Source organism: Microbispora sp. NPDC049633 (assembly GCF_040675265.1).
Taxonomy (GTDB): Bacteria; Actinomycetota; Actinomycetes; order Streptosporangiales; family Streptosporangiaceae; genus Microbispora; species Microbispora maris.
In genome coordinates this window covers 37,529-52,816 of record NZ_JBFAOO010000033.1, presented here as the reverse complement: position 1 = coordinate 52,816, position 15,288 = coordinate 37,529, and the positions used below count along the sequence as shown (strand labels likewise).

The following is a 15,288-nucleotide window of genomic DNA, read 5'->3' as shown; positions in this document are numbered from 1 at the left end:
CCTGGAGGAGGCGGCGGCGCGCCGCCTCGACGCCACGGCCCGTCCCGTCGACGCCGGTCTCGTCGGCGCCGTCGTGAACGGCGTGCGGGCGGGCCTGCCGGTGGCGCGGATCGCCGCCGACGCCGGGGTCGGCGAACGGCGGCTGCACCGCCGGTGCCTCGACGCGTTCGGGTACGGGCCGCGCACGCTCGGCCGGATCCTGCGGATGAACCGGGCGGTGGACCTGGCCCGCCGGGGCGCGCCGTTCGCCGCGGTGGCCGCCGTGGCCGGGTACGCCGACCAGGCTCACCTGTCGCGCGAGGTGAGGTCGCTGACCGGTGTGACGCTCGGCGCGCTGATCCGATGAGCGGTCACATGGCGGGCAGGGCGGCGAACAGGTCCACCCCGTTGCCGTCCGGGTCGTGCACCGACGCGTAGCGCTGCCCCCAGAACGCGTCCCACGGCGGCAGGCTTCCCTCGTATCCGGCCTCGACCAGGTCCGCGTACACGCGGTCGACCTCCTTCGGGTCGTCGCAGCGGAAGGCCAGCGCCATGCGCGGCCCGCCGACGCCGGGCGTCCAGGCGGGGTCGAACGAGCGGACGGTGTCGGCGGTGTCCCACGCGAGGCGCAGCCCGCCGGGCAGGGTCACCTCCACGTGGGGCTCGGTGTCGGCCGAGGGCGGGATGTCCAGCCCGAGCCGGCGGTAGAAGGACAGGGAGGCGGCCATGTCGGACACGACCAGGCCGATGAGATCGAACGAAGGTGCCATGACGGCCACGCTAAGGGGCGCACCGGTCGGCCGTATTGAACGAATCGGACACTCAGCGGGAGAAGGGCGTGACGGCCGTGACGGCGGCCACCGGGATCGGCCCGTAGATGTGGGGGAACGCCTCGTCGGACCCCTCGGGCACCTCCAGCCTGACGGGGCAGCCGAGCCGGTCCTCGTCGATCTCCAGCAGCACCAGGGGCTCGGCGACGCCCGCGTAGTAGCGGTTCGCGACCCCTCGCGCCTGGGTCAGGTCTGCGGAGGCGTGGACGTAGCCCTCCTCCGCCAGGGTCCGGCCGAGGGTCGAGACGCGGTATTCGCCCGCCGTGACGGCCGCGTCCCAGTCGGCGGCCAGCGCGAGATGGAAGATCATGGGCTGACCCTAGCGGGCGGTCCGAGCGCGGCGAGCGCGCGGGCCACCGCCTCCCGGGCCCGGTCCCTGGAGTCGGGGCGGGCCTCGACGACGTCTTCGACCCACAGTCCCGACAGCAGGCCGGCGACGAAGCGGACCTCCGCCGGCCCGCAGGGGTAGCCGGCGCGCTCCAGCACGGCGGCCACGATGCCGTCGCAGCCGTCGGTCCAGGCGCGGGCGATGGCCTGCAACGCCGGGTCGCGGCCCGCCTGCAGGTACAGCTCCCACAGGCCGAGCTGGCGCAGCCGGTCGGAGGCGTACACGCCGGTGAGCGTCTCGGCGACCGCGGGCGGCGTACGGTCGGACGGGCGGTCCACCGACTCCCGCATGCGGGCGAGTTCGCGCTCGACGAGCAGGGCGAACGCCTCGGCCAGCAGCTGGTCTCGGCTGGTGAAGTAGTAGGAGGTCGCGGCCAGGGGAAGGCCGGCCCGGCGGGCGACGGCGCGGTGGGTCACGGCGGCGAAGCCGCCGTCGCCGAGCAGGTCGACGGCGGCGTCGAGCAGCGCCTCCCGGCGGCGTACGGCACGCTCCTGCGGGCGCCGCGGCTGAGGTGAGACCGCCCGCACGGCGACGCCGTGCGGGGAGGCCGCCGCGGGGACGGGTGCGGGCCGGTCCTGATCGGGCACGCCGTGATCCTCCCCTGGATCGTCGGGGCTCCCCCTCGGCGGGGAAGCCGTCCGGAACACCCATAGGTCGCTGACAATCATGCCCTGCCGTGCGCGGCTCGGTGTCCCGGTGACGACGGGATCGGCCCGGCGGCGGCCCGTCCGCTCCCCGTCCCTGTTCAGGGGCCGAGCGGGTGCCCGGTCGTCGCGTCGACGTGGCCGGGGATCTCGCCGTGGCGGTCGCCGACCGTCGATGTCCCGGCGGGTTCGAACATGAGGATCGCGGCTCCGGCGGGAGCCGACGGCTTGTGCTCGGTGCCGCGGGGGACGGTGAACACCGCGCCCCGGGGGAGCCGGACCGTGCGCTCCCCGCCGGGCTCCCGCACGGAGATGAACAGCTCCCCGTCGAGCACGAGGAAGAACTCGTCGGTGTGGTCGTGGGCGTGCCAGACGTGCTCGCCTTCCACCTTGGCGACGCGTACGTCGTAGTCGTTGACGCGGGTGACGATGCGCGGGCTCCACAGGGCGTCGAAGGAGGCCAGGGCCTCGCCGAGGGCGATGGGTTCGTTGCTCACGAGTGCATCCTGGCCGCTGCGGCACGCCCGGCGTGAGTGCTAGGAATAGCGCATGGCGCAAGGATCCTCGCACGACGGACGGGGGGCCGGCCCGCACCGGGTCGTCGTGATCGTGGACGAGAACTCCAACCCCTTCGAGCTGGGCTGCGCGACCGAGGTGTTCGGCCTGCGCAGGCCCGAGCTCGGGCGCGACCTCTACGACTTCCGGCTGTGTTCCCCCGAGCCGCGCACGCTCATGCGCGACGGGTTCTTCACGCTCGCGGGCGTCGCCGGCCTGGAGGCGGCCGAATCGGCGGACACGTTGATCGTCCCCAACCGTCCCGACGTCGAGGTGCCGCGCCGCCCCGCCGTACTCGACGCGGTCCGGCGGGCGCACGCGCGCGGCGCCCGCCTGGTCGGCTTCTGCAGCGGTGCTTTCACCCTGGCCGAGGCCGGGGTTCTCGACGGGCGCCGGGCCACCGCGCACTGGCGGTGGGCGGCTTCCTTCCGGGCCCGCTTCCCCGCCGTGCGGCTGGAGACGGACGTGCTGTTCGTGGACGACGGTGACATCCTGACCTCCGCGGGGAGCGCCGCCGCGCTCGACCTCGGCCTGTACATCGTGCGCCGCGACCACGGCGCGGAGGTCGCGAACTCCGTGAGCCGCCGGCTCGTCTTCGCCGCGCACCGTGACGGCGGGCAGCGGCAGTTCGTGGAGCGGCCGGTGCCGGACGTGCCGGACGAGTCGCTGGCGCCGGTCCTGTCCTGGGCGCAGGAGCGGCTGGACGCCCCGCTCACGGTGTCGGATCTCGCGGCCCGCGCCTCGGTCAGCCCGGCGACGCTGCATCGCCGCTTCCGCGCGCAGCTGGGCACCACGCCGCTGGCGTGGCTCACCGGGGAACGGCTCGCCCTGGCCTGCCGCCTGATCGAGCGGGGAGAGTCGCGCTTCGAGACCGTCGCGCGGTGCAGCGGTCTGGGCACGGCCGCCAATCTGCGCGCGCTGATGCGCCGCAAGATCGGGCTCACGCCTGTGGAGTACCGACGCCGGTTCGGCCCGGCGACAGGAACGGGGACGCGGTCCCGCTGAGCGGACGGACGGGAGCCGGCCCGCACTTGCCTGTCGCGACACCTCGCGGACAGGCCGCCACCGGCTCGGCGGTGTTCACGGCCTGATCGGCCTCGCCGAGCGCGGCAGGGGCCTAGTGGTCCTGGGCCCGCCGGTCGTACAACGTGGTGAGCTGGACGGCCAGCTTCGCCAGTTCGTCCCGGACGGCCTGCGGGCCCTCCACGACGACGAGGTCGCCCCAGCCCGCGAGCTGGCGGGCGATGTCCAGCGCGGTCGGCGCGGTGAGCGCGACACGGACCCGCTCGCCCTGGGAGATCACCTCGCAGTGGCGGCCGAAGCGGTCGCGCAGGACGGGCAGGTGGCGGGCCTCGACGGTCGCGGTGGCGGTGGTCGTCGCGCGTCGCGCCTCCATCGCGGTGACGACCTCGTCCCAGGCCGCCGCGAGGTCGAAGTGCGCCGGGCGCTCGGCCGGTTCCTCCGTGACCTCGGCGCCGGTGATCCGGTCGACGCGGAAGGTCCGTTGCCCGCCGGGGGTTGCGGCGATCAGGTACCAGGTGTCGTCCTTGTCGACGAGGCCGAGCGGTGCGACGACGCGCTGCCGTCCGGAGTAGGTCAGGCGGGCCTTGCGGCGCCGGACCACCGCGTCCTCCAGCAGACCGACGAGCGCGGGCCGCGCGCGGCGGCGCTCGCCCCAGCGGGCCGGATCGACCACGACCGCGTCCGCCGCCGCCTCGGCCTCCTGCCGGAACGTCGAGGGCAGGGCGCGCACGAGCTTGCGCAGCGCCGCCTTGGCCTCCGGCGCGATCGCGGAGGCCGGGCCGAGCAGCAGGAACAGGGACCTGGCCTCGGAGGCCTTGAGCCCGGACAGGTCGGTGCGGGCGCCGCCGAGCAGTGCCCAGCCGCCGCCGCGTCCGGCCTGCGGGTAGACGGGGACGCCCGCGGCCGACAGCGCCTCCAGGTCGCGGCGGGCCGTGGCGACCGAAACCTCCATCTCGGCGGCGATCTCCGCCGCCGTCACCCTGCCGCGCGACTGCATCAGCAGCAGGACGGCCACCAGACGATCCGCTCTCACGTTTCGACGATGCCAAAAAAGTGCTCATTCGGTGAGCACTTTGCCTGGAAGCATCGGTTCCACAGGTCACCGAACGGAAGGCAGAAGGACATGCTCCGCGGACTCACCACCATCAGCTTCTACGCCCATGACGTCGTCGCCGCTCGTGACTGGTACGCCGAGTTCCTCGGCGTGCGGGCCTACTTCCAGCGGCCCGAGCAGGGCGACCCTGCCTACGTGGAGTTCCGCGTCGGCGACTACCAGCACGAGCTCGGCATCGTCGACGCGCGCTTCGCTCCGGCCGGCCGGAGCGCCGAGGACGGCGGAGCGATCGTCTACTGGGCCGTCGACGATCTGGAGTCGACCTGGGAGCGGCTGCTGGAGATGGGGGCCACGCCGTTCGAGAAGCCGACCGAGCGCGGCCCGGGGTTCGTCACCGCCTCGGTGCGCGACCCGTTCGGCAACATCCTCGGCGTCATGGTCAACCACCACTACATGGACGTCCTCGCGGGCCGGAGGGGCTGACCACGATGACCGGCAACGCCCTGCTCATGGACGACGCCGCCGCCTGGAGGGCATGGCTCGCCGAGCATCACGAGACCGCCCGCGACGTCTGGCTGGTGATCGCCAGGAAGAACGGCGACGCGACGACCGTCACCCTCGACGAGGCCTTGGACGAGGCGCTGTGCCACGGCTGGATCGACAGCCACCGCAGGGCGTTCGACGGCGACTACTACCTGCAGCGCTACTCGCCGCGTACCCGCCGGAGCCCCTGGTCCCGCGTCAACGCCGCGAAGGCCGAGGCGCTGACGGCCGCCGGCCGGATGCGCCCGGCAGGCCACGCCGCGATCCGGGCCGCCAAAACCGAGGGCCGCTGGCCCGCCTGAACGCGTCGCCGGCTCGGCCCGGTGACGCGCGGCGCGTGTGCCGCGGGGGCGGCGACGGTCAGTGCGCGCCGGAGAGGTTGAGCACGGCGACCCCGGCGATGATCAGCGCGATGCCGGCGGCCTTGACGAGATTCATGTGCTCGCCGAGGAACAGGGCGCCGATCAGCGCGATCGCGGCGGTACCGGTGCCCGCCCACACCGCGTACGCGATCCCGACGGGCATGCGTAGCTTGAGCGCCCAGGCCAGCAGGACGAACGACGCGATGTAGCCGACGGCGACCACGATGGTCCAGCCCCAGCGGCTGAAGCCGTCGCTGAGTTTGAGCGCGGAGGTGGCCAGGACCTCCGAGGCGATCGCGCCGACGAGCAGGAGCCAGGCCATTGGGAACCTCTCCGAACCAAAAACTGTACGCTTGTCCCAATTTTACTCGGCATGGCATCGCAAGGCCATGGGCGGGGCAACCGGGTGCTCCAAGCTTGTGAACCGGTGGTCCCAAGGCGGGCGTCATCTCCGGCCGCGAGGACCTGCGGCTCCCGGACCGGTCAGGGTCGCGGCGAGGCCGCGTCCAGGAGAGCGCGTCCGGCCTCGGTGAGTTCGTGCCGTGCGCAGCCCTTCACGGTTGACCTGGATGGCCCGGTCCAGCATCTCGGCACGCAGCGCCTGCCGCAGCGCGAGCGCGCTGCCGGAATCAAGCGGGCCCGTGACCCGCACAACGTGTTCCGCGCGAACTACCCCGTGCTCGGATAGGCCGGGCGGGCGGTGAGGGATGCGTTACGGCGGATGAACGCGCCCGTGACGACGGGGAAACGACCGCGCCGTACATATCTGTCAACCGACAGAAATCCCCCCAGCTCCCGGAGCCACGATGGCCGTCACCGTCCCTCCCTCGCCCCCCACCGACGAGAGCGCCCTGCAGACGTTCGGCTACCGCCAGGAGCTGCACCGCAGCATGGGCAGGTACGCCTCGTTCGCCGCCGGATTCTCCTTCATCTCCGTGCTGACCACGGTCTTCCAGTTCTTCGCCTTCGGGTACGCCTCCGGCGGCCCGGCCTTCTTCTGGACCTGGCCCGTCGTGCTGGCCGGGCAGATCATGGTCGCCCTGTGCTTCGCCGAACTGGCCGCCCGCTACCCGATCTCCGGCGCCATCTACCAGTGGTCCACCCGGCTCAGCACGGCGGCGTTCGGCTGGTTCGCCGGATGGATCATGATCCTCGGGCAGATCGTCGTGATCGCCGCCGCGGCGCTCGCCCTGCAGGTCGTGCTGCCCGCGATCTGGCCGGGCTTCCAGCTCGTCGGCGGCGACCCCACGCCCACCACCGCCACGGGAGCGGCCAACGCCGCCGTCCTCGGCCTCGCCCTGCTCGCGCTCACCACGACCGTGAACGCCGTCGACAACCGCGTCCTCTCCCGGATCAACAGCATCGGCGTCACCGCCGAGATCATCGGCGCGGTGCTCATCGTGGTGCTGCTGCTCACCCACGCCGAGCACGGCCCCGGCGTCACGTTCAGCACCGGCGGGCACGGCGGAGCCGTCGGCGCGCTGCTGGTCGGCTCGTTCACCGCCGCCTACGTCCTCATCGGGTTCGACAGCGCGGGCGAGCTGAGCGAGGAGACCCGCAGCCCCCGGCGGGTCGCCCCGCGCACCATCCTGACCGCGCTCACGGCGGCCGGGCTGCTCGGCGGGCTCATCCTGTTCGCCGGTCTGCTCGCCGCACCCAGCCTGACCGACGGAAGACTGGCCGCCGAGGGCCTGTCCTACGTGCTCACCAGCAGCCTGGGCGACTGGGTGGGCAAGCTGCTGCTGGCCGACGTGGTGCTGGCGATCGCCGTGGCGACCATGGCGATCCAGACCGCCGCCACCAGGATGCTGTTCTCCATGGCGCGCGACGGGGTGATGCCGCTGTCGGGCGCGCTGTCCAGGGTCTCGCCCCGCACCGGCATGCCGACCGGGCCCGCGCTGGTCACCGGGGTGGCCGCCGGGGCCGTCCTGCTGCTCAACTTCGCCTCTCCCGAGGCGTTCCTGGCCATCGGCACCACCTGCATCGTGCTGCTCTACCTGGCGTACGCGATGGTGACGGGGCCCCTGCTGTTCCAGCGCCTGCGCGGCGGCTGGCGGGGCGGGGCGCCGGCCGGGGTCGCCGAGGACGGCAGCCCGCTGTTCAGCATGGGCCGCTGGGGCCTGCCGGTCAACGCGCTGGCCCTCTGTTACGGCCTGGCGATGGCGGTCAACCTGGCCTGGCCGAGGGCCGAGGTGTACGCCCCGATCACCGGCCACTGGTTCTTCCAGTGGTTCACGCTGCTCTTCCTCGCGGCGGTCGTGGCTCTCGGCGCGCTCTACCGGCGGCTACGCCGGCCCGCCGCCCTTCTTCCGCAGGTCGGGCAGATCCCCGTCGGCAACACCGGCCAGGCGTAGCGCCGCGTCGGCGGTGGCGGCGGCCAGCGTCTCCAGGACTCCGGCCGCCATCTCTCCCGGGGTGTCCCTGCGGATGAGGATGACGCCCTCGATCAGCGCGAACAGCAGATCGGTGCGCAGCGCCCGCTCGGCGGACGTCAGCGCCGCACCGGCGGAGGTGGCGGCCAGCAGCCGCCCGTAGGTGTCCTTGAGCTCGCCGCGCATGCGCCGGAACCCGGCGAACCGCTCGGTGCGCACCTCGGGCAGGAGATAGAGCGCGCCCAGGTTGTGCGGGCCCGAGCACAACAGCCCGGCGTCGCAGTGGCACAGCTGCCACAGCCGCTCCTCCGGCGTGGCGCCGGTCAGGGCGCGGGCGGTCTCCAGCGAGGGCCGCACCGTGCTCTCCAGCAGTTCGGCGAGGATGTCCTCCTTGCCGTCGAAATAGTGGTAGATCGACGCCTGCCTGATTCCGGCCCGCTCGGCCATCGCCCTCGTCGAGGTCGCGGCGTAGCCGTGCGTCGTGAACAACTCCGCCGCCGCGGTGAGGATCTCCTCGCGCGGGCTCAGGTCGCCGCGCGGGCGCGCGACGGCCCGCGGCCTGCCGACTCTCCTCCCTCCGGAGCCCCCGCCCGAGCCGGGCACGCGGGGTTCGGGCGCGCCGGATTTGGGCGTCGCTGGGCCGGTCACGCGGGAAACGGGCAGGTCGGAAGGGGCGGTCACCCCACGATCGTCGCACACCTCCCCCGAACTCTCTCGGCTGTGCGATCTCGGTAACGGACGGGAAACCTCGCGGCGCGTGAGAGGAAACACGCGCCACCTAATTTCTGTCGCACGACAGAAATTCCTGCCCCCTCTCACAGGAGATCGCGTCATGGCGACCAGCACGACGTACGGCGCGCGAGAGCACGCCCGCGCCCAGGAGGGCACCAGAAGCGACACCATGCCGGTGCTCCCGGCCTCGGACTGGCCCGCCCCGCCGGACGGCGTCGCCCCCGCCGACCTCGTGTGGGCCGAAACCGTCGCCGGAGGCGGCTACACCCACAAGGTGCTGGCCCGGGGCACCGAGCTGCGCCTCACCGACCTGGCCGGCGACGCCTGCGCGCACCTGCTGCTCTACGTGGAGGGCCGCCCCTGGGAGCGGCTCAACGTCGCCGACACCGTCAAGGTGCTGTGGAACGCCTACCTCGGCGAAGGCCACCTGCTGCTGTCGGACCAGGGCCGCGTGCTGGCCTCCGTGGTCGCCGACACCTCCGGCCGCCACGACACGGTGTGCGGGACCTCGACCCTGCGGCGCAACACCGCGCGGTACGGCGACGGCACGCCGCACGGCCCCGCCCCCGCCGGGCGGGAACTGTTCACGCTGGCCGCCGCCAAGCACGGCCTGGAGCCCCGGGACCTGCCCCCGTCGATCTCCTTCTTCCAGGGCGTCAGCGTCGGCGCCGACGGCGGCCTCGCCTTCACCGGCTCCGCCGGGCCCGGCGCGTCGGTCACCCTGCGCGCCGAGCTGCCGCTGACCGTGCTCATCGCCAACACCGCCCACCCGATCGACCCCCGTCCGGCCTACACCTGCACGCCGCTGGAGGTCCTGGCCTGGCGCGCCCGGCCCACCGGTCCCGGCGACCCCCTGTGGCAGGCGAGCCCCGAAGGCCGCCGCGCCTTCCTCAACACCGCCGAGGTGACCCGATGACCCTCCCCGACACAACCGTGCCCGGCGTACCCGTGCTTGATAACACCGTGCTCGACGTTCCCGTACTCGATGTCACCGTGCCCGCCCGCGCCCCCTGGTCGGCGATCGTCCGCGCGGGGCGGGAACTGACCATCACCGACCTCGGCGGCAACCAGGCCGTCGACTGCCTGCTGTACGACGCGCACGACACCGCCGTCCGCTACAGCGCCCCCGACACCGTCCACGCCCAGGGCGGCATCTTCCTGACCACCGGCAGCGTGCTGATGTCCAACGAGCACACCCCGCTGATGACCGTCGTCGCCGACACCTGCGGCCGCCACGACACCGTCGGCGGCGCCTGCTCCAAGGAGTCCAACACGCTGCGCTACGGACACCACACCTACTCCCAGCACGCCTGCGTGGAGAACTTCCTCATCGAGGGCAGCCGCCACGGGCTCGGCAAACGCGACCTGGTGAGCAACATCAACTGGTTCATGAACGTCCCGGTCGAACCCGACGGCACGCTCGGCATCGTGGACGGCATCTCCGCCCCCGGCCTGGCCGTCACCCTGCGCGCCGAGACCGACGTGCTGGTCCTGGTCTCCAACTGCCCGCAGATCAACAACCCGTGCAACGGCTTCGACCCCACGCCCGTGCGGATGACGATCCGATGAACACCCTCCTCGTCGCCAACCGGGGCGAGATCGCCGTCCGCGTCATCGCCACCGCCCGCCGCCTGGGTCTGCGCACGGTTGCCGTCTACTCCGACGCCGACCGGGGCGCCGCCCACGTCCGCCTGGCCGACCACGCCGTACGTCTCGGCCCCGCCCCCGTTCGCGAGAGCTACCTGGACGCCGACCGGGTGCTGCGGGCCGCCCTGGACAGCGGCGCGGACGCCGTCCACCCCGGTTACGGCTTCCTGTCCGAGGACGCCGCCTTCGCCCGCCGGGTCGAGGCCGCCGGGCTGGCCTTCGTCGGCCCCACCCCCGAGCAGCTCGACCTGTTCGGCGCCAAGCACACCGCCCGCGCCGCCGCCGAGCGGGCCGGCGTTCCCCTGCTCCCCGGCACCGGCCTGCTCCCCGACCTGGACGCCGCCCTGGACGCCGCGCGGGAGATCGGCTACCCGGTGATGCTCAAGGCCACCGGCGGAGGCGGCGGCATCGGCATGCGCGCCTGCCGCGACGCCGATGACCTGGCCGAGGCCTGGCAGAGTGTGCAGCGCACGGCCGCCGCGAGCTTCGCCTCGGCCGGGCTGTTCCTGGAACGCCTGGTCGAGGGCGGCCGGCACGTCGAGGTCCAGGTGTTCGGCGACGGCATGGGCGGCGTCGTCACGTTCGGCGACCGCGACTGCTCGCTGCAGCGGCGTCACCAGAAGGTGCTGGAGGAGGCCCCCGCTCCCGGCCTGCCGCCGCGGGTGCGGGCCACGCTCGCCGAGAGCGCCGCCGGCCTGTGCGCCTCGGTGCGCTACCGGTCGGCGGGCACGGTCGAGTTCGTCTACGACCCGGTGCGCGCCGAGCCGTACTTCCTGGAGGTCAACACCCGGCTGCAGGTGGAGCACCCCGTCACCGAGGCCATCTACGGCGTCGACCTGGTCGAATGGATGCTGCGCCTGGCCCAGGGCGACGTGGGCCACGTGCACGCCGCGCTGCGGAACCCGCCCCGGGCCGCCGGACACGCCGTCGAGGCCCGCGTCTACGCCGAGGACCCGAGCCGCGACCACCGGCCCGGCGCGGGCCTGCTCACCCGCGTCGAGTTCCCCGAGGGCGTACGGGTCGACGGCTGGGTGGAGACGGGCACGCAGGTGAGCAGCGCCTACGACCCGCTGCTCGCCAAGGTGATCGCGCACGGCGCCGACCGGGACCAGGCCCTGGACCGGCTGGCCTCGGCGCTGGCCGAGACCCGGATCGACGGCATCGAGACCAACCTCGGGCTGCTGCGCGCGGCCGTGGCCGATCCCTCCGTACGGGCGGCCGCGCACGGCACGGCCACCCTGGCCGGGCTCGCCGACGGCTCCCGGCGCATCGAGGTGGTCCGGCCCGGCACCCTCACCACCGTCCAGGACTGGCCGGGACGGACCGGCTACTGGCAGGTCGGCGTCCCGCCGTCGGGGCCGATGGACGACCGGTCCTTCCGGGACGGCAACGCCGCCCTGGGCAACGACCCCGGCGCGCCCGGCCTGGAGTGCACGTTGCGCGGCCCGGCGCTGCGCTTCAGCCACGCCACGACCGTCTGCGTCACCGGCGCGCCCGCGCCCGTCACGGTGGACGGCACGCCCGTCCCCCAGTGGGAGCCGGTCACCGTGCCCGCCGGCGGCGTGCTGGACATCGGCGCGGCCGAAGGGCCGGGGCTGCGGGTCTACCTGCTGGTGGCGGGCGGGTTCGACGTGCCCGCCTACCTCGGCAGCGCCGCGACGTTCACGCTCGGGGGGTTCGGCGGCCACGGCGGACGGGCCCTGCGCGCCGGGGACGTCCTCCACGGAGGATGTCTCAGGCACGGGGGACGGCTGTCGAACGGCGGCAGGCAGACCGGTGAGCGGCCCGAGTTCGGGCACCACTGGCGGATCGGCGTGGTCGAGGGCCCGCACGCCGACCCCGAGTTCTTCACCGGCGACGACATCCGCGACTTCTACGCCGCCCAGTGGAAGGTCCACCACAACTCCGCCCGCACCGGCGTACGCCTGATCGGCCCCAAACCGCGCTGGGCGCGTCTCGACGGAGGCGAGGCGGGGCTGCACCCCTCCAACATCCACGACACGCCCTATTCGGTGGGCGCGGTGGACTACACCGGTGACATGCCGGTCGTGCTCGGTCCCGACGGCCCCTCGCTCGGCGGGTTCGTCTGCCCGGCCACCGTCGTCACCTCGGAACGCTGGAAACTCGGCCAGCTGCGGCCCGGGGACACCGTCACCTTCGTCCCCGTGCCCTCCGCGGTCGGCGCCCCGGGCGACGGCGGCGTGCTGCGCCGCCTGCCCGAGACCGGCGAGCGGCCCCGCGTCACCTACCGGCGCAGCGGGGACGACAACATCCTCGTCGAGTACGGGCCGATGGAGCTCGACCTGGGCCTGCGCATGCGGGTGCACGCCCTGTCCGAGGCGCTGTCGCAGGCGCTCGCCGTCCGGGAGCTGCCCGGCGTGATCGACCTCACCCCCGGCATCCGTTCGCTGCAGATCCATCTCGACCCGGCCGTGCTCTCGCAGCGCGACCTGCTGGCCGAGCTGCTCCGGCTCGAGGACGGCCTGCCGCCCACGGGGGAGCTGGAGGTGCCGAGCCGCGTCGTCCACCTCCCTCTGTCGTGGGACGACCCGGCCACCCGGGAGGCGATCGCCCGTTACATGGCGGGGGTGCGCGACGACGCGCCCTGGTGCCCGTCGAACATCGAGTTCATCCGCCGGGTCAACGGCCTCGCGGACGTGGCCGACGTGCACCGCGTCGTGTTCGACGCCGAGTATCTCGTGCTCGGGCTCGGCGACGTCTATCTCGGCGCGCCCGTGGCCACCCCGCTCGATCCCCGGCACCGGCTGGTCACGACCAAGTACAACCCCGCGCGCACCTGGACCGCCGAGAACTCCGTCGGCATCGGCGGCGCCTACCTGTGCGTCTACGGGATGGAGGGCCCGGGCGGCTACCAGTTCGTGGGCCGTACGACGCAGGTGTGGTCGAGCTGGCAGCAGCGCGGCGCGTTCCAGCCGGGATTCCCCTGGCTGCTGCGTTTCTTCGACCGCATCCGCTGGTATCCGGTCACGGCCGGCGAGCTGCTCGAACTGCGGGCCGACCTGGCGGCGGGGCGGTTCGAACCCAAGATCGAGGAGGGGGTGTTCCGGCTCGCCGACTACCGCCGTTTCCTGGCCGAGCACGCCGAGTCCATCGCGGCCTTCCGCGACCGGCAGGCCGCCGCCTTCGCCGCCGAACGCGCGGCCTGGCAGGCGGCGGGCGAGTTCGACCGGGCGGAGCAGTCCCAGGGCCCGGCCGAAACGGAGCTGGAGCTGCCACCGGGCTGTGCGGTGGTGGAGGCGGAGTTCACCGCGAGCGTCTGGCAGGTCGGCGTCACGCCGGGCCTGCGGGTCGCGGCCGGGCAACCGCTGGTCGTGCTGGAGGCGATGAAGATGGAGTCCGCCGTCCCGGCCCCCGCCGGCGGCGTCGTCGAACGAGTCCTGGTCGCCCCCGGCGACCAGGTGGAGGCGGGCGCCCCGCTGGTGGTGCTGAGGAGCGATCATGCCTGAGACGACAGCTGAGACGGCACTGGAACGGGCCCGCAGGGCCTACGCCCGGATCACCGAGACCGGCCGCGGCGAGATCTGGATCGACCTGCGGCCACAGGCCGAGGTGGAGGCCGAGGCCGCCGCCGTGGACGCCCGCGTGGCGGGCGGCGAGCACCTGCCCCTGGCGGGGCGGATGCTGGCCGTCAAGGGCAACATCGACGTGGCCGGGCTGCCGACCACCGCCGGCTGCCCGTCCTACGCCTACCGGCCGGACGCCGACGCCCCCGCCGTGGCCGCCCTCCGTGCGGCCGGCGCGATCGTGCTGGGCACCACCAACCTGGACCAGTTCGCCACCGGGCTGGTCGGCACCCGCAGTCCGTACGGCGCGGTGCGCGCCGCCACCGACCCGGCGCGGATCTCCGGCGGGTCCAGCTCGGGCTCGGCGGTCGCCGTCGCGCTCGGCCTGGCCGACCTCGCGCTCGGCACCGACACCGCGGGCTCGGGCCGGGTCCCGGCCGCCTTCAACGGCATCGTCGGGCTCAAGCCCACCCGTGGCGTGGTCCCCACCGGCGGAGTGGTCCCGGCCTGCCGGAGCCTGGACTGCGTCAGCGTCTTCGCCCGCACGATCGCCGAGGCCCAGCGGGCCCTGGCCCTCATGGCCGGCCCTTCCGCACGGCCCGCGTCCCGCCCTGCCCGCCGTCCTGCCCGCCGCCCTGGGCCGTGGCGGGTGGCCGTGCCCGCCACCGCCGACCTCGGCGCGCTGGCCCCGGGATGGGCCGAGGCGTTCGAGGCCGCGGCCGGCGGGCTGGCCTCGGCGGGCGTGGAGATCCGCCCGATCGACCCCGCTCCCTTCCTGGAGGCCGCCGCGCTGCTCTACCAGGGGGCGTTCGTCGCCGAGCGGTACACCGCCGTCGGCGCGTTCGTGGACGCGCTCATGGACAAGGGCGGCCCGGACCTGGACCCCACCGTCGCCTCCATCATCACCGCGGCCCGTGACCTGCCCGCCCACCGCCTGTTCGCCGACCGGGAACGCCTGGCGGAACTCCGCGAGCGGGCCATGTCCCTGCTCGGCGACAGCGACGCCCTGCTCCTGCCGGTCACTCCCCGCCATCCCACCCTCGCGCAGGTCGCGGCCGACCCCGTCGGGGTCAACAGCGACCTGGGCCGCTTCACCAACTTCGTCAACCTCTTCGACATGTGCGCGCTCGCCGTACCCGCCGGGCAGGTGGACGGGCTGCCGTACGGCGTGATGCTGGCCGGCCGGGCCCACGCCGACGACGACCTGGCCTCCGTCGCCCGGCTGCTCCGCCCGGCCGCCCGCCTGGCGGTGGTCGGCGCGCACCTGTCGGGACAGCCGCTCAACCACGAACTGACCGCGCGCGGCGGCCGCCTGCTTGTCACCACCGGCACCGCCGCGCGCTACCGGCTGCACGCCCTGGCCACCGACCCGCCCAAACCCGGGCTCGTACGGGTCGCCGAGGGCGGCGCGGCCGTCGAGTGCGAGGTGTGGGAGCTCCCCTCCGAAGGACTGGGCGACCTGCTGTCGGCCCTTCCCCGTCCGATGACGCTGGGCCGGGTCGAACTTGCCGACGGCACGAACGTGCCCGGCTTCCTGTGCGCCCCGGAGGGGCTGCGGGGCGCCGCCGACATCACCGCGTACGGGGGGTGGCGCGCCTACCTGCGATCGGTCCACGGCTGACGCGGCGGGCCCTC

At 74.0% G+C, this 15,288-nt stretch carries 16 protein-coding genes; 9 read left to right on the top strand and 7 right to left on the bottom strand.

Annotated elements, in window-relative coordinates; translation table 11 throughout:
- Nucleotides 1-346 (top strand): helix-turn-helix domain-containing protein (locus tag AB0J39_RS11795; RefSeq protein WP_363463460.1); only part of this gene is annotated, 346 nt, incomplete at its 5' end.
- A 4-nt stretch (nucleotides 347-350) separates the two neighbouring features.
- Here AB0J39_RS11795 and AB0J39_RS11790 read toward each other — a convergent pair.
- The 4 genes from AB0J39_RS11790 to AB0J39_RS11775 all read right to left on the bottom strand — a co-directional run bounded on the left by AB0J39_RS11790 (nucleotide 351) and on the right by AB0J39_RS11775 (nucleotide 2,338).
- Complete coding sequence (locus AB0J39_RS11790; RefSeq protein WP_363463458.1) at nucleotides 351-749, bottom strand: VOC family protein; 399 nt, start codon at nucleotides 747-749, stop codon at nucleotides 351-353.
- 52 nt (nucleotides 750-801) lie between these two features.
- Nucleotides 802-1,119 carry a DUF952 domain-containing protein gene (locus AB0J39_RS11785; RefSeq protein WP_363463456.1) on the bottom strand — a complete coding sequence of 106 codons (318 nt, stop codon included), beginning with the start codon at nucleotides 1,117-1,119 and terminating at the stop codon, nucleotides 802-804.
- Complete coding sequence (locus AB0J39_RS11780) at nucleotides 1,116-1,784, bottom strand: TetR family transcriptional regulator (protein ID WP_363463454.1); 669 nt, start codon at nucleotides 1,782-1,784, stop codon at nucleotides 1,116-1,118. Before AB0J39_RS11780 ends, AB0J39_RS11785 begins: the two co-directional genes overlap by 4 nt.
- 158 nt (nucleotides 1,785-1,942) lie before the next feature.
- The gene (locus AB0J39_RS11775) at nucleotides 1,943-2,338 is read right to left on the bottom strand and encodes a cupin domain-containing protein (protein ID WP_363463452.1); all 396 of its coding nucleotides are present in this window, start codon (nucleotides 2,336-2,338) and stop codon (nucleotides 1,943-1,945) included.
- Nucleotides 2,339-2,390: 52 nt separating this feature from the next.
- On the opposite strand from AB0J39_RS11775, the gene AB0J39_RS11770 reads away from it, so the two are divergent.
- Nucleotides 2,391-3,401 (top strand): helix-turn-helix domain-containing protein, encoded by a 1,011-nt coding sequence (locus tag AB0J39_RS11770; protein WP_363463450.1) that lies wholly within the window; start codon nucleotides 2,391-2,393, stop codon nucleotides 3,399-3,401.
- A 112-nt stretch (nucleotides 3,402-3,513) separates the two neighbouring features.
- Here the strand turns inward: AB0J39_RS11770 and AB0J39_RS11765 are convergent, their stop codons facing one another.
- The gene (locus tag AB0J39_RS11765) at nucleotides 3,514-4,452 is read right to left on the bottom strand and encodes a WYL domain-containing protein (RefSeq protein WP_363463448.1); all 939 of its coding nucleotides are present in this window, start codon (nucleotides 4,450-4,452) and stop codon (nucleotides 3,514-3,516) included.
- 90 nt (nucleotides 4,453-4,542) lie between these two features.
- Here AB0J39_RS11765 and AB0J39_RS11760 point away from each other — a divergent pair, with 90 nt between their 5' ends.
- Together AB0J39_RS11760 and AB0J39_RS11755 are read left to right on the top strand one after the other, a co-directional pair.
- Nucleotides 4,543-4,956, top strand: a complete 414-nt coding sequence (locus AB0J39_RS11760) for a VOC family protein (protein ID WP_363463446.1) — start codon at nucleotides 4,543-4,545, stop codon at nucleotides 4,954-4,956.
- Nucleotides 4,957-4,961: 5 nt separating this feature from the next.
- Nucleotides 4,962-5,318: a hypothetical protein gene (locus AB0J39_RS11755; RefSeq protein WP_363463444.1), complete on the top strand. Its 357-nt coding sequence runs from the start codon at nucleotides 4,962-4,964 to the stop codon at nucleotides 5,316-5,318.
- A gap of 58 nt (nucleotides 5,319-5,376) precedes the next feature.
- Here AB0J39_RS11755 and AB0J39_RS11750 read toward each other — a convergent pair whose 3' ends face one another.
- The gene (locus AB0J39_RS11750; RefSeq protein ID WP_363463442.1) at nucleotides 5,377-5,700 is read right to left on the bottom strand and encodes a multidrug efflux SMR transporter; all 324 of its coding nucleotides are present in this window, start codon (nucleotides 5,698-5,700) and stop codon (nucleotides 5,377-5,379) included.
- Between the two features lie 484 nt (nucleotides 5,701-6,184).
- On the opposite strand from AB0J39_RS11750, the gene AB0J39_RS11745 reads away from it, so the two are divergent.
- Nucleotides 6,185-7,732 carry an amino acid permease gene (locus AB0J39_RS11745; protein ID WP_363463440.1) on the top strand — a complete coding sequence of 516 codons (1,548 nt, stop codon included), beginning with the start codon at nucleotides 6,185-6,187 and terminating at the stop codon, nucleotides 7,730-7,732.
- On the opposite strand, the gene AB0J39_RS11740 is transcribed toward AB0J39_RS11745, so the two are convergent.
- The gene (locus AB0J39_RS11740; protein ID WP_363463438.1) at nucleotides 7,664-8,431 is read right to left on the bottom strand and encodes a TetR/AcrR family transcriptional regulator; all 768 of its coding nucleotides are present in this window, start codon (nucleotides 8,429-8,431) and stop codon (nucleotides 7,664-7,666) included. The two genes, AB0J39_RS11745 and AB0J39_RS11740, sit on opposite strands and share 69 nt — an antisense overlap.
- 151 nt (nucleotides 8,432-8,582) lie before the next feature.
- Between AB0J39_RS11740 and AB0J39_RS11735 the strand changes: the two genes are divergently transcribed.
- From AB0J39_RS11735 to atzF, 4 genes are read left to right on the top strand one after another with little or no spacing between them, the layout of a single operon-like run.
- Nucleotides 8,583-9,398, top strand: coding sequence for an urea amidolyase associated protein UAAP1 (locus tag AB0J39_RS11735; RefSeq protein ID WP_363463436.1), 816 nt, complete (start codon nucleotides 8,583-8,585; stop codon nucleotides 9,396-9,398).
- The gene (locus AB0J39_RS11730) at nucleotides 9,395-10,051 is read left to right on the top strand and encodes an urea amidolyase associated protein UAAP2 (RefSeq protein ID WP_363463434.1); all 657 of its coding nucleotides are present in this window, start codon (nucleotides 9,395-9,397) and stop codon (nucleotides 10,049-10,051) included. Before AB0J39_RS11735 ends, AB0J39_RS11730 begins: the two co-directional genes overlap by 4 nt.
- The gene (locus AB0J39_RS11725) at nucleotides 10,048-13,596 is read left to right on the top strand and encodes a 5-oxoprolinase/urea amidolyase family protein (RefSeq protein ID WP_363463432.1); all 3,549 of its coding nucleotides are present in this window, start codon (nucleotides 10,048-10,050) and stop codon (nucleotides 13,594-13,596) included. Before AB0J39_RS11730 ends, AB0J39_RS11725 begins: the two co-directional genes overlap by 4 nt.
- On the top strand, nucleotides 13,589-15,274 hold the full coding sequence (atzF, locus tag AB0J39_RS11720) for an allophanate hydrolase (RefSeq protein WP_363463430.1): 1,686 nt from the start codon (nucleotides 13,589-13,591) through the stop codon (nucleotides 15,272-15,274). The genes AB0J39_RS11725 and atzF overlap by 8 nt, the downstream gene beginning before the upstream one ends.
- Nucleotides 15,275-15,288 lie beyond the last annotated feature (14 nt).

Bases quoted from the DNA above. Each gene is read 5' to 3' on its own strand.
- AB0J39_RS11755 (WP_363463444.1), top strand. From the start codon at position 4,962: ATGACCGGCAACGCCCTGCTCATGGACGACGCCGCCGCCTGGAGGGCA.
- AB0J39_RS11760 (WP_363463446.1), top strand. From the start codon at position 4,543: ATGCTCCGCGGACTCACCACCATCAGCTTCTACGCCCATGACGTCGTC.
- AB0J39_RS11725 (WP_363463432.1), top strand. From the start codon at position 10,048: ATGAACACCCTCCTCGTCGCCAACCGGGGCGAGATCGCCGTCCGCGTC.
- AB0J39_RS11785 (WP_363463456.1), bottom strand. From the start codon at position 1,119: ATGATCTTCCATCTCGCGCTGGCCGCCGACTGGGACGCGGCCGTCACG.
- atzF (WP_363463430.1), top strand. From the start codon at position 13,589: ATGCCTGAGACGACAGCTGAGACGGCACTGGAACGGGCCCGCAGGGCC.
- AB0J39_RS11790 (WP_363463458.1), bottom strand. From the start codon at position 749: ATGGCACCTTCGTTCGATCTCATCGGCCTGGTCGTGTCCGACATGGCC.
- AB0J39_RS11745 (WP_363463440.1), top strand. From the start codon at position 6,185: ATGGCCGTCACCGTCCCTCCCTCGCCCCCCACCGACGAGAGCGCCCTG.
- AB0J39_RS11730 (WP_363463434.1), top strand. From the start codon at position 9,395: ATGACCCTCCCCGACACAACCGTGCCCGGCGTACCCGTGCTTGATAAC.
- AB0J39_RS11735 (WP_363463436.1), top strand. From the start codon at position 8,583: ATGGCGACCAGCACGACGTACGGCGCGCGAGAGCACGCCCGCGCCCAG.
- AB0J39_RS11750 (WP_363463442.1), bottom strand. From the start codon at position 5,700: ATGGCCTGGCTCCTGCTCGTCGGCGCGATCGCCTCGGAGGTCCTGGCC.
- AB0J39_RS11770 (WP_363463450.1), top strand. From the start codon at position 2,391: ATGGCGCAAGGATCCTCGCACGACGGACGGGGGGCCGGCCCGCACCGG.